Here is a 12650-nt window from a genome sequence, read left to right as displayed (position 1 = left end):
GCCGTGGTGGTGCTGTTGGCCCGTGCCAGCGGCTCGCCCGGCGGCACCTCGCAGATCATTCTCGCGGGGATTGCCGGTTCGCAGCTATTCAATGCGCTCACGGCGTTCCTGATCACCCGGTCGGCCAGCTCCGAACAGGCCCGGGGCATCATGTTCTGGTTGCTCGGCAACCTCAGCGGGGTGCGCTGGCCGTCGGTGTGGCTGGCCGTCCCGGTAGCAGTGGCGGGCCTTGTCGTGTGCCTGTGGCATCGGCGGGCGCTGGACGCCTTCACCTTTGGCGCCGACTCGGCCGCCTCGCTCGGCATCCCGGTACGCCGCGTGCAATTGCTGCTGATCAGCTGCGCCGCATTGGTAACGGCAGTGATGGTCTCGATTGTCGGCTCCATCGGGTTCGTCGGGCTGGTCATTCCCCATGCCGTGCGACTGCTGCTGGGCACCCGGCATGCGCGCCTGCTGCCGGCCAGTGCGCTGGGTGGCGCACTGTTTCTGATCGCCGCCGATGTCCTGTCCCGGACATTGATCAAAGGCCAGGTGATCCCGGTCGGGGTCATCACGGCATTGGTCGCGCGCCGGTGTTCGCGTTGATCCTGATCGGCAGGAGGAATGCCCGATGAATGCCGCCACCCCTGTTATCGGCGATTGTGTGCTGAGCTGTTCCAGCCTCGGCTTCCAGGTCCGCGACGCCGAGTTGCTGCACGATATCCACCTGGACATCCGCCGAGGCGAAACCCTGGGCATCGTCGGGCCCAACGGTTCGGGGAAATCCACGCTGCTCAAACTGCTGGCCGGCGTGCGTGTGCCGAGCCGGGGCGACATCCACCTCAACGGCCAGCGCCTCAAGACGCTGGCGCGGCGAACCGTTGCGCAAACCCTGGCGGTGGTCGAGCAACAGGCCGACACGCTGGATGCCATCAACGTGTTTGATGCCGTCGCCCTGGGCCGGACGCCGTGGCTGTCGGCCTTGAGTCCGTGGTCGCACGAGGACGCTGCCATCGTCCAGCAGGCGCTGTGCGACGTCGATGCGGCACACCTGACAAACCGCACCTGGCACAGCCTGTCCGGCGGTGAACGCCAGCGTGTGCACATCGCTCGCGCCCTGGCCCAACGCCCGCAGATTCTGTTGCTGGACGAACCGACCAACCACCTGGATATCCAGCACCAGCTCGCCATCCTGAACGTGGTGCAAGCGCTGCCGGTGACGACATTGATCGCCCTGCATGACCTGAACCAGGCACTCACTTGTGATCGCCTGGCAGTACTGGAACGAGGGCGACTGGTGGCCCTCGGCAAGCCGCTGGAGGTGCTGACCCCGCAGCGCTTGCAGGAGACATTTGGCGTGCACGCGCATTACCTGATCGACCCTGTCGACGGTGCGCGGGTTTTGCGGTTTCGTTCTGTTTGACCTTGTCGGCGATGCTCGCCATTCAAGGGCGGGCATAGGCACTCGACTTCTCCCAGTGATACCGCCGCTTCTATCGCGATTCAGTATTACTGCGGCTGATGATGCTGGTCCGTAGAGAGCTCGCCATCATTTCCAGGTTGAATGGGGGTTGTCCAACTGTAATAAACCACCCACGTGCCAGTCTGCATCAGTCGGATCGACGCGCATGATCCCAAGCTGTTAGAGCCATATGCTGCCCAACACACGATTACGATATCCAGCCAAGCTGGTTCACCTTGCATGAGCACCGAGGTCTCTCCCAGCCTTATTTCGATAATTACCCACACCCAGTATCGAGAGGCCAAGTCTGTCAATTGCATGGAAAAAAAACACCATTTAAATATCACGCAATGTGGTAGCACTAGTTAATAACAAACAAATATAGTCGAACCACAGGACAATTCTTACAAACCTTCAGGATAAGTATTACATTTATTTAGGAACCAAACTTCAACTCTGCAGGTCGTTTCTGATAATTTCATAAACTCTTGACGAACTGACTCGCCTCGCACTAGGTTTGTGGTGCCAGCGCTTGGAAAAAAATGACACATCACCGAGACGAATACTTAGCTTCAGTGAGCTTATCGATGGGCATCACGACAATCTAAAGCCAATCACTAGCAGACGCTCCTAATACCAAACAATCAGGACATCAAATGGATATTGTTGGATATTGTTGAATTTTCTGAATTTAAATTGAAACAGAACGGTCGTCACGAAGGCGTAACGCGACGGTTAGATGACTCTGGGTATTGTTTAGTCGTGGGGCTGGGTGGGCAGAGCAAAGCGATCTCGCTTATGCAGTCACTGGGTTGTTTATAAACAATACAATGGTTCTATCGAACACGATGTCACCTACAAGCCTGGCTTCGACGACAAGGCGTATTCGCAAAGCATAAATATGATACGTGCCCATACTGAAGCTCCCGGGTGGAGTCCTAGTCCAAAATTTTTAGCACTTTATTGTAAACGGCAGGCACTCTGTGGTGGAGGGCACACAAATCTTTTAGATTACGAAGATATAATTTCCGACCTCAACGCTAACGAAGTCAAGATTCTGGAGTCTGAATCTATTTTTTTCCTGGCCCTGAAGGCGGGATTAAAACTCCAATGCTGATAAAAAGCCTCAGCATTTTGAGGTTCAGTTACAATCTGCTGACCTGTGGTGAATACGATCCAATAGTGAATAAAGCGGTAGACGACGATAGACTCCCCTTGGGCGTGGCGGGGGTCTCTCTGGCTCATAATATCACTCGATTATTTGACGAAAAACGCACTTCGATATTAATCCCCGATGATGGGTTATTGATTTGGAACAATCAACGCATGTTACATTCACGTGCTGAATACTCAGACAAGAAACGCCATCTCATTCGTTACTGGATATCCTAATATGGATCTGCTCGCGATTAAGGAAATCCCGACCAACACCTTTTCAGGGAACAAGCTAAGCAAGCTGATACTTGATAGAACCAATGATCACGATTTAGCTTACGATGTAGACGTGGTTAGTCGAGTGCTTCCCTTTAAAGTCAGCGGCCACGTTGTAGAACATCTTATTGATTGGTCCAATGTGCCAGACGATCCCATGTATCGATTGATTTTTCCACATCGGAACATGCTTTTGCCTCAAGATTTTTCGCTTATCGAAAAATCCATTAATGATCCTGAACTCTTAAAGCAAGCAATAACAGACATTCGTGGCCGTCTAAATCCACACCCGGGAGGACAGCTTGAGATGAACGTGCCGTTGGCGCAAGGTGGTCTGCAGCATAAATATGCAGAAACAGTTCTTGTATTTCCAAAACAAGGACAAACGTGCCACTCGTACTGTTCTTATTGCTTTCGATGGGCTCAGTTCGTAGGCGATACGGATCTGAAAATTGCAGTCGACTCACCAGAATCAATGGTCTCATACTTGAGAAATCATTCTACGGTTAGCGATGTATTGTTAACTGGAGGAGACCCACTGGTAATGAAAACTGGAAAGCTCGCAGCCTACGTCAAGGCACTATTGTCACCGGAACTTAGCCATATAAGAACCATAAGAATTGGTACAAAAGCGCTGTCCTTTCATCCGGCACGGGTTGCGATGGGGGCAGACGCTGATGAGTTACTGCGTCTTTCCGAGGAAGTCGTCCTGAGTGGAAAGCAACTTGCTTATATGCTCCACTTCTCACATCCGAGAGAAATTGAACCTGAAATTACCCGAATCGCAATTCGCCGCCTTCAATCGACCGGCGCCCAGTTACGCTCGCAAGCACCAGTGGTAAGGCATGTTAATGACAGTCCAGAAATCTGGTCAAACATGTGGACTGAGCAAATCAATGCTGGCATCCATCCTTACTACATGTTTGTAGAGCGAGACACAGGAGCACATCACTATTTTGGACTTCCGCTTGTACGAGCCCATGAAATTTACACTCATGCAATTCGCCAAGTTTCTGGACTTGCTAGAACAGCAAGAGGCCCTGTTATGTCCGCCACCCCAGGAAAAGTCGTCATTGATGGAGTAGCTCATCTACCACAGGGGAAGGCTTTGGCACTTCGATTTCTCCAGGCCCGCAATTCAGAACTTGTCGGAAAGCCTTTTTTTGCTAAATACAATCCAAATGCTCAATGGTGGGATGAACTTTCACCTCTCGGCTTACACGATGAAGTATTTTTCAAAAAAGAGTAATAAACATGGATAAAAAATATATTGTCAATGTCGAATGGGCTAGAAAAGCTTCGACCCTAGCATTGACGGATCATGGCGTTCCCTCATCTGAGGCCCAAGCCATCGTGGAGATTCTGCTTGAAACTTCTTTATTGGGAGTAAAAACGCATGGACTGCGACTTCTGGCAACTTATCTAGACGAAATTAACCGCGGCGTGTCCAAAACGTTTCCCGAGTTCTCGATCATCAATGATACAGGCCCTGTCGTTTTTATGGACGCAGATGGAGCATTGGGCGTGAGCGCAGGACTTCGGGCGACCAGATTGGCTGTCGAGCGTGCGCATGTTTTTGGAATCGCAGCAGTTGGTGTTAGAAATTCAAACCATTTTGGTGCAGCTGGCGCCTACTGTCGAAAAATAGCAAAAGCCGGTTTTATTGGTATATCCACAACGTCAGCAGCAGCAAGAGTTGCATGTTTTGGGGGGAGAGAGCCTTTGTTTGGCACCAATCCGATTTCTGTCGCATTTGGCGATGACTTTTGCCTGGACATGGCAACGAGTCAGGTCTGCTACTCGGAAATAAAAGAGCGCACTCGTACCGGGACAGCTCTTGAGCCCGGATGGGCGGTCGATGAAGTGGGCCGATCCATTTCCGACGCGAGCGCGATGCATGCTTTGTGTCCACTTGGTGGTTACAAAGGCCAAGGACTCGCAATGAGCGTGACGCTTCTCACCTCGATTCTGATGGGCGGGCCGCTTGACTGGGAGATGGAACACATGAACGTAAGTACAGACGGCAAGAGTCGTGGTGTTTGCCATTTCTTTCTGGCAATCAACCCGGACGTATTCGGTGGGGTACAGGCGGCATCAGTCGCTTGTGAGTCGCTTGTGATGGCCGTTCGAACCAGCGCGCCATCTGACCCTTATCACCCAGTCATCATTCCGGGCGACGCTCAACGCGCTCATAAAGCACGGCAGCTACTCAGTGGTCTGGAGCTGGACTCAATGACCTATGCAATTTTAAAGGAGCGGGTATGAACGCATTGGCTTTCCCGGTATGGATTGATGGCACCGTTGTAGAAGCAAACGCTGCCTGTGTTCACATTATGACGCCGAGCCTTCATTACGGTTGGGGGGTGTATGAAGGCATTCGATTCTATAAAACACCGAACGGTCCTGCGGCGTTTCGTCTGACCGCGCACATTGAGCGTTTACGACGGTCGGCTAAAGCCCTAGGGATGAACATTCCTTTTACTGACGCTGAGCTTGTCAACGCATGCAAACAGGTGGTGTCCCGTAGCGGGTTGACGGCTGGCTATATCAGGCCGATTGTTTTTCTTCGAGAGGGCTCGATGTCTGTTGCTGCGCAACTGGAGGATGTCCGAGTGGCGATTGGGTGTTGGGCATGGAGCTCTTATCTTGGAAACTCCAGCAAACGTATTCGCGTCAGAACCAGTGCCTGGACTCGTTCGAGCCCTAACGCGCTTCCTCCGAGTATCAAATCTACCGGTGGTTACATCAACGCCTCGCTTGCTCGCCTCGATGCTATTCGCGGTGGAGATCAGGAAGCCATTATGTTGAACGCTGCCGGACGAGTCGCTGAGGCTTCGGCGGCAAATGTTTTTATGGTAATGGGCGGTGAGCTAGTAACCCCACCGCTCTCCGAAGGCATCCTCGCTGGGATAACCCGAGACTCAATTATTACTATAGCCCAAGACATGGGGTTAACTGTTATAGAACGACCTATCGCACCCGCCGAGTTACGATCCGCATCCGAGATAATGCTTGCTGGTACAGCTATTGAGTGGGTCAGCGTCGGCACCCTCGATGGTCAAATTCTCGATAAGACCAATGCGATTTTTCTAGAGATTCGAGCGAGGTTTGATCTTGCTATCGAAGGCAGCCTTTCATGCCGTGAGGCATGGGCTGAGGTGATGTTCTAAATGGCTAATGCTCCGTTTGAACGCCCAATATTGATCGGGTTTCTGTTAGCCGTCCTATCAGCCGTTTGCTTTGCCACTGCGGGTCCTGTGACCAAGGCCCTGTCCACATCAGGACTCTCTGCACTGCAGATCACGCAGGCGCGCATGACCCTTGCTGCGCTGATCATGCTTCTGGTGGCCTTGTCCAGAAATCCCAGGCACTTACTGGTGAAAGTCTCCGAGTGGCCACTGATTGTTGGCTTTGGCGTGCTTGCCTTCTGCATGAACCAAAGTTTGTACACGGTCGCAGTATCCAGGCTGCCTGTTGGCATCGCTCTGCTGCTTGAGTATTTAGCACCAGTAATGATTGTGCTTTGGATAATGCTGGTGCGCAGGGCACCGCTTCCTCCTGCGATTTGGCTAGGATGCGTCGCGGTCCTCTCAGGCTTGGCTTTAGTAGGTGAAGTGTGGGCAGCGTTTAGTTTCGATGTGCTTGGAGTCATTGCAGGTGTAGGAACGGCGGTCGCGTTGGCCGCACGCTTCTTGCTCACTGAACGAGGGCTTCTCACTCGTGACCCCATTGCCTTATCTGCTTTGGGAGCGACAATCGGCGCAATTGCTCTTGGCATCCTCGCCCCGCCACACGAATTCCCCTGGCGTAATGCATTGGTTGAAACGGCTCGACTTGGAGGTTCAGATATACCGTTGTGGGCAATGATTGCCTGGCTCGCCGTAGTGTCTACCGTTGCCGCCTATTTTATGGGGGTGTCGGCGCAGCGTTACTTGCCTTCGTCGACGATGAGTCAAATGGCGACGCTCGAGATACTTTTTGCTGCCGCTTTCGCATCCTTGTTACTCGGTGAGCGTCTGACAGCCATCCAAGTAACGGGAGGCCTGATTATGCTGGCTGGTATAATCACTGCGCAGGTTATGATCGCCAGATATAAATTACGACACAGTTTCGCCGAGGTCATATCTATAACGGACCATCAAAAACCTAGAAAAATTAATTCATTACCACCACACATTAAAAAATAATCTTCCCGCACCAACTTCTACGACGTCCCACGCAATCCGGACGCTGATTATACGTGTGCAGTACTGATTTCTGAGTCGCCAATCATCAGCTGAGCCGTGGACAAACTGCGCGAAGGCATCGCCCCGAGCGAGATCAAACAGGTGGGGTACCGACCGACAGGGGCAAGAACCTTTGGTTACTTGGGGTCGGGTGGCATTCCGGTTTTCCAGGTGACCCGCCGTAAGCGCGAAACCCTGAGTCGACGGCAGTAACGGATATAGGCACGATCTACAAAATACCCGTCGGGTCAGGCGATACGCGCAGCATGATGTTTACGGTTACGAGGTCGATGTAGAATCAACGGCCTTCGCCCTGCCCAAAGGCGCAAGGCCGCCACCTCATCACCCCTCGACAAGAGCTCCCCATGGCAAACCAAGACATCACTTTCGTACCCGATCCCGACGCGGAATCCATCTCCTCCGACGTCGCCGGTTTCGGTGGCCTCCTGGTCTCCACCCAGATCCCTACCCGTGCCGACGGCAGCCTCGAACTCGGCGGCATCGTCGAGCAAAGCGAGTGCACCCTGCAGGCACTGAAGATCGCGCTGGAGCGCGCCGGCAGTTCCATGGACCGGGTCTTGCACCTGACCATCTACCTCACCGACATGGCCGACCGCGCGGCCTTCAACGAGGTTTACCAGCGCTTCTTCGCCAAGCCCTGGCCGGTGCGCGCCGCTGTTGGCGTGGCCGCTTTGGCGGTGGAAGGCATGCGAGTGGAAGTCACCGCGATGGCAGCCAAGGGCTGACCGCGCACGGACTGTTTTGCGTTGCGCCAATAATCAGTCCTCTGTGAGCCGTGTCGCTTCCGGCACGGCTCTAGACTGCACCACCGGCGACGCCTCGCTCACCGTCGAGGTGACCATGGTCGCGATAATCGACTTCAGCGCCAACTGCCCCACAGGCTGCCCCCGTCCATCGGTGACCACCAGCTCATCGAGCCCCGCTTCAACCAGGCGCTGGACGGCCGACTCCAGGGACGTGCCCATGGCGACTGCCAGTGTTGCGCCGGGCTTTACCCCGACAAACGGCCGCATGATGGCCTCGACGCTGATCACCCGCCCGCGGTTCACTTCCTTGACGAAGTTGGCGATGTAATCGTCGGCGGGGTTCATCACGATCTCTTGTCGGGTGCCCTGTTGCACCACCTCACCGTCACGCAGGATGGCGATGCGATCGCCAATGCGCAGCGCTTCATCGAGATCATGGGTAATGAACACGATGGTCTTCCTGATCTCCTTTTGCAGGTCCAGCAGCACCGATTGCATGTCCATGCGGATCAGCGGATCCAGGGCCGAGAAGGCTTCATCCATCAGCAGGATCGGCGCGTCGCTGGCCAGTGCCCGGGCCAGGCCGACGCGCTGCTGCATGCCGCCCGACAGCTGATTGGGATAATGACGCTCGTAGCCCTTGAGCCCGACCCGATCCAGCCAGCCCGTGGCTATTTCCACTTGCCGGCCACGGGACAATCCCTGGATCTCCAGGCCATAGACCGCGTTGTCGAGCACAGTCCGGTTCGGCAACAGCGCGAACTTCTGGAACACCATGGAAATTCTGTGGCGACGAAATTCACGCAGGTCGCTCTGGCTCATCTTGAGCACATCCACGCCGCCGACCAGGACTTCACCGGCCGTGGGGTCGATCAAGCGGTTGATATGGCGGATCAAGGTCGATTTGCCCGAACCGGACAGCCCCATGATCACCTGGATGCCGCCGGACGGCATGCTGATGTTGATGTCCTTCAGCCCCAGGACATGACTGTGCTTGCTCAGCAGCTCGGTCTTGCTCATGCCCTGTTTGACCCGCTCGATACTGGCGTGCGCCCGGTAACCGAAGATCTTGTACAGATGCCTGATTTCGATGCCGAAATCATTCGACTGATCAGTGGCCATGGACCACCTCCAGATGCTTTTGCAGTCGTCTGCCGTAGGCCTGGCTGACCCGGTCGAAGATCACCGCGATGCCGACGATGGCCAGGCCGTTGAACATGCCCAGGGTGAAGTACTGGTTGGAAATGGCCTTGAGCACCGGTTGCCCCAACCCCTGGACCCCGATCATCGAGGCAATGACCACCATCGCCAGGGCCATCATGATGGTCTGGTTGATGCCGGCCATGATCGATGGCAACGCCAATGGCAACTGGACGTTTTTCAGTTTCTGCCAACTGGACGAACCGAAGGCATCGGCGCACTCCAGCATTTCGGCATCGACGTGGCGGATACCGAGATTGGTCAGGCGGATCATCGGTGGCAAGGCGTACACCACCACCGCAATCAGCCCCGCGACCTTGCCGATGCCCAGCAACATCACCACCGGAATCAGGTAGACAAAACTCGGCAGGGTCTGCATCACGTCCAGCACCGGACTGACCAGGTTGCGCAGGCGATTGGAGCGTGCCATGGCAATGCCGGTCGGCAAGCCGATGACGATGGAAATGACGGTGCAGACGAAGATCATCGACAACGTCTTCATCGTGTCGCTCCACATGTCCAGGTACCCGATCGCCATCAGGGTGAACACGCAACCCAGGACGATTTTCCAGCTGCGACTGGCGAACCAGGCAATCAAGGCGACCAGCACGATGATGATCGGCCAGGGTGTCGTGGTCATGAACCTTTCGGACTGGTTGAGGAAAACCTGCAACGGCTGGAAAAAGGCTTCGAAGCTGTCGCCGTAGGTGCTGGTGAAGTTGCGAAAGGCTCCGTCGATGGCCTTTTTCAAAGCCCGGAGTCTTTCGTCCTCCATATGTGGAAAGCTGGTCAACCATTCCATCACATTCCCCTTTCGTAGAAGACCGTAAGAACGCTGGCAGGTCATTTCAATACATGGGTGTTTTTATTGGGGTCTGCGCAGGGTCGGTGCAGCCTGTCGCAACGGGCTGCATTGACCCGCCGGATTAAAGCGCAGCCTTGATCTTGCCGCTCGCTTCAGGGGTGACCCACTGGCTCCAGAGCGCTTCGTTGTTTTTCAAAAAGTACTTGGCGCCTTCCTCGCCGGTGGCCTGGTTATCGCTCATCCAGGCAATCAGTTTGTTCACCGTCTCGTTGGACCAGGCGCGCTTGTTCAGGTACGCCATGACCGTCGGCGAGCGCGCGGCGAAGGACTTGGTGGTCAAGGTGAAGACCCGGTCGATCGGCCAGCCATTGGGTTTGGGATCAGGACAGTCGGCGACCGTGTTGCAACGCTTCCACTCCACTGGATCGACTGCGTGGCCATTGTCCAGCTTGACCATCGGGTACTTGCCCAACAGGGCGGTGGGTGCCCAATAAAAACCCAGCCAGGGCGCCTTGCGCTCGTAGGCTTTGGCAATGGAACCGTCCAGCGCCGCCGCCGAACCGGTATCCACCAGGACAAACCCGGCCTTCTCGAAGCCGTAGGCCTTGTAGAACTGCGCGGTGACCACGGTACCGCCCCACCCTTGCGGACCATTGTAGATCGCGCCTTTTTTTCCGTCGTCCGGGGCCGGGAACAGTTCAGGGTGCTTCTTCACGTCATCGAAACTCTTGATGTCCGGATGGGCGTCGGCGATGTATTTCGGAATCCACCACCCTTGGGAACCGCCGTCGGACAGCGAACTCGCCGCCTGAATCAGGTTGCCGCTTTGAATACCCGTCCTGGCAACCTCCGGCACCAGGTCGATCCAGCCTTCGGGCGCGATATCGGGCCGGCCCTTCTCGACCATGGAGGTGATGGTCGGCACGGTATCCCCGGAGACCAGGTCGGCATTGCAACCGTAGCCCGCATTGAGGATCAGCTTGTCGACGTTGGCCATCACTTCCGCCGATTGCCAGTTCATGTTGGCGATGGTCACATCACCACACTCGGACGCTGCCACCCAGCCACTGCATGCGACGATTGCCAGGGCAAGTCCCGTCTTCGAGAAAGACTTTACATTCATAAACGCTACCCTCGATTGCGGCCAGAGTTAAGAAGGGTCAACTACCGCGTCATTGGACCTTCTATGGTGTCAGCAGAACGGGCAAACGGATTCATGGAACTGGCGGCCGAGGTCGCCGCTTCCAGGCCTGCTTTTATGGTCGTATCGAAGCCGCCGGCGATCATGGCTTCAAGGCCCGCCGCCGTGACGCCGCGGTAACTGATGAGCGCCTGCAAGAGTTCGTCGACCGAGTGTCCGTTGCCGATCAACTGACTGGCATCGACCACCACGGCATGCGCTGCGCGTCGGGCAACGTCAGGCGGCAAGCCACTGTTCACGGCATGCTCGAACAGTGTGCGAGCCAGCAACGCCGGGTAAGCGGGCCCGGTTCCCACCAGTGCCGTCAGGTAGTTCAAATGGCTTTCACTGAAGACTTGATCGGCGCTGCCGAAGGTTTCGAACAGGCGCAGGGCAAAGGTTTTCTGCTGGTCGGTAACCTGCGGCGTGACCAACCAGGGCGTATAGGACTTGCCGATTTCCGCCGCGGCATTGGGCATGGCGCGTATCACCTGCCGACTGCCGGTCCGTCGCGCCACGTCTTCCAGGGGCACGCCGGCCATCAGGGAAATCACCAGGCGGTTTTCAGCGCAAATCTGCAGGTCGGCAAACTGCTCGGGGCGCACGGACAGGATGACCACATCACAACGTCGCACCAGCGCCTGGTTGTCATGCGTGACCGGCACCTGCGACCACCTGGAATTCGCGAACGGGTGGCTGGCGCTGCGGTTCGACAGCACCAACGCATCGGGCTGGACAAAAGCCTTGTCGAGCATCGCCAGGGCTATCGAGCGGCCAAGCCATCCCGATCCACCGATAATGCCTATCGTGGGCGCTTCGAACATAGGAACCTGCCTTTGTCAGTCTGAGGTCGCGGTCAGTCAGGGGACACATCGTCCATCACATACCCATGGCGGGAGTAGAAGCGTTTCAATTCGCGCTCCAGGGGTTCCTGGCCAGTGAATATCTTCACGTACTCGGGTATCCGGCGCATTCGCTCCCCGACATCCTCCCGGGTGTTGGTGCTGATGTAGCCAATCTGTGTCAGGTAAATCGTGCGTGCACGCACATCGGCGGCCTCGAATGCATAGTCGAAACGCACGAACATCCGGATCAATGCTTCGCGCCGGGCAATGTCGGCGACCCGGATATGTTCGGCCACTTCCGCGGACTGCAAGGCCCAGCTGCGCATGGCAAATTCGAACTGCGAGTCGAACAGGTCCGGGTTCAGCCAACAGTCGAATACGTTGAGCATCGCCTCGGCAATGCTCTCGGCATAACACTCGGTCTGGGCGATCAGGTTGCCGGTGTTCTTCACCCGCCACCGTTCGATCAAGGCGCCGAGCAACTCTTCGCGATCCTTGAAAAACCAGTAGAAACTGGTTCTCGACAGCCCCAGTTTCTTCGCCAGCGGCATCACCCGCACCGTGTCGACACCGCACTCGGTCAGGCTTTCATACGCTGCGTCGAGCCACCCTTCCAGGGACCCTCTCCAGCCGGTTTCCACTGCTTTGGTTTGTGCGTTCATGGCTCGATCCTAGTCGCTCATCCGAGGTCGCGCAAGTAAAATGTACACCAGTGTCCAGCTTGTTGACACAGGTGTACATTTCGCCCTAACGTA

At 55.7% G+C, this 12650-nt stretch carries 11 protein-coding genes and 1 pseudogene; 7 read left to right on the top strand and 5 right to left on the bottom strand.

Features of this window, described 5'->3' with window-relative positions:
• From BZ163_RS07295 to BZ163_RS07260, 7 genes and pseudogenes are all read left to right on the top strand, one after another.
• A pseudogene (locus tag BZ163_RS07295) lies at window positions 1–614 on the top strand (FecCD family ABC transporter permease); the annotation flags it as partial.
• Window positions 611–1402, top strand: coding sequence for an ABC transporter ATP-binding protein (locus tag BZ163_RS07290; protein ID WP_128870372.1), 792 nt, complete (start codon window positions 611–613; stop codon window positions 1400–1402). The pseudogene BZ163_RS07295 and the gene BZ163_RS07290, both read left to right, overlap by 4 nt.
• A 1432-nt stretch (window positions 1403–2834) precedes the next feature.
• Window positions 2835–4121: a KamA family radical SAM protein gene (locus BZ163_RS07280; protein ID WP_128870371.1), complete on the top strand. Its 1287-nt coding sequence runs from the start codon at window positions 2835–2837 to the stop codon at window positions 4119–4121.
• Window positions 4122–4126: 5 nt separating this feature from the next.
• A complete protein-coding gene (locus tag BZ163_RS07275; protein ID WP_128870370.1) occupies window positions 4127–5137 on the top strand; it encodes an Ldh family oxidoreductase in 1011 nt (336 codons plus the stop codon).
• Window positions 5134–6042, top strand: coding sequence for a branched-chain amino acid transaminase (locus BZ163_RS07270; RefSeq protein ID WP_128870369.1), 909 nt, complete (start codon window positions 5134–5136; stop codon window positions 6040–6042). Before BZ163_RS07275 ends, BZ163_RS07270 begins: the two co-directional genes overlap by 4 nt.
• On the top strand, window positions 6043–7059 hold the full coding sequence (locus BZ163_RS07265) for a DMT family transporter (protein WP_128870368.1): 1017 nt from the start codon (window positions 6043–6045) through the stop codon (window positions 7057–7059).
• Window positions 7060–7463: 404 nt separating this feature from the next.
• Window positions 7464–7844, top strand: coding sequence for a RidA family protein (locus BZ163_RS07260; RefSeq protein ID WP_128870367.1), 381 nt, complete (start codon window positions 7464–7466; stop codon window positions 7842–7844).
• Between the two features lie 33 nt (window positions 7845–7877).
• Here BZ163_RS07260 and BZ163_RS07255 read toward each other — a convergent pair whose 3' ends face one another.
• The 5 genes from BZ163_RS07255 to BZ163_RS07235 form a co-directional block, all read right to left on the bottom strand.
• A complete protein-coding gene (locus BZ163_RS07255; RefSeq protein ID WP_128870366.1) occupies window positions 7878–8987 on the bottom strand; it encodes a glycine betaine/L-proline ABC transporter ATP-binding protein in 1110 nt (369 codons plus the stop codon).
• On the bottom strand, window positions 8977–9840 hold the full coding sequence (locus tag BZ163_RS07250) for an ABC transporter permease (protein WP_371916790.1): 864 nt from the start codon (window positions 9838–9840) through the stop codon (window positions 8977–8979). Before BZ163_RS07250 ends, BZ163_RS07255 begins: the two co-directional genes overlap by 11 nt.
• Before the next feature lie 151 nt (window positions 9841–9991).
• Window positions 9992–10993: an ABC transporter substrate-binding protein gene (locus tag BZ163_RS07245; RefSeq protein WP_128870364.1), complete on the bottom strand. Its 1002-nt coding sequence runs from the start codon at window positions 10991–10993 to the stop codon at window positions 9992–9994.
• Between the two features lie 41 nt (window positions 10994–11034).
• On the bottom strand, window positions 11035–11874 hold the full coding sequence (locus tag BZ163_RS07240) for a pyrroline-5-carboxylate reductase (RefSeq protein WP_128870363.1): 840 nt from the start codon (window positions 11872–11874) through the stop codon (window positions 11035–11037).
• Window positions 11875–11906: 32 nt separating this feature from the next.
• Entirely contained in the window at window positions 11907–12557 is a 651-nt protein-coding gene (locus tag BZ163_RS07235; RefSeq protein ID WP_128870362.1) for a TetR/AcrR family transcriptional regulator, read from the bottom strand.
• Window positions 12558–12650: the final 93 nt, after the last annotated feature.

The sequence above is a fragment of the Pseudomonas sp. VI4.1 genome (assembly GCF_002029345.1).
GTDB lineage: Bacteria > Pseudomonadota > Gammaproteobacteria > Pseudomonadales > Pseudomonadaceae > Aquipseudomonas.
This window is presented reverse-complemented; position numbering and strand designations above follow the sequence as displayed.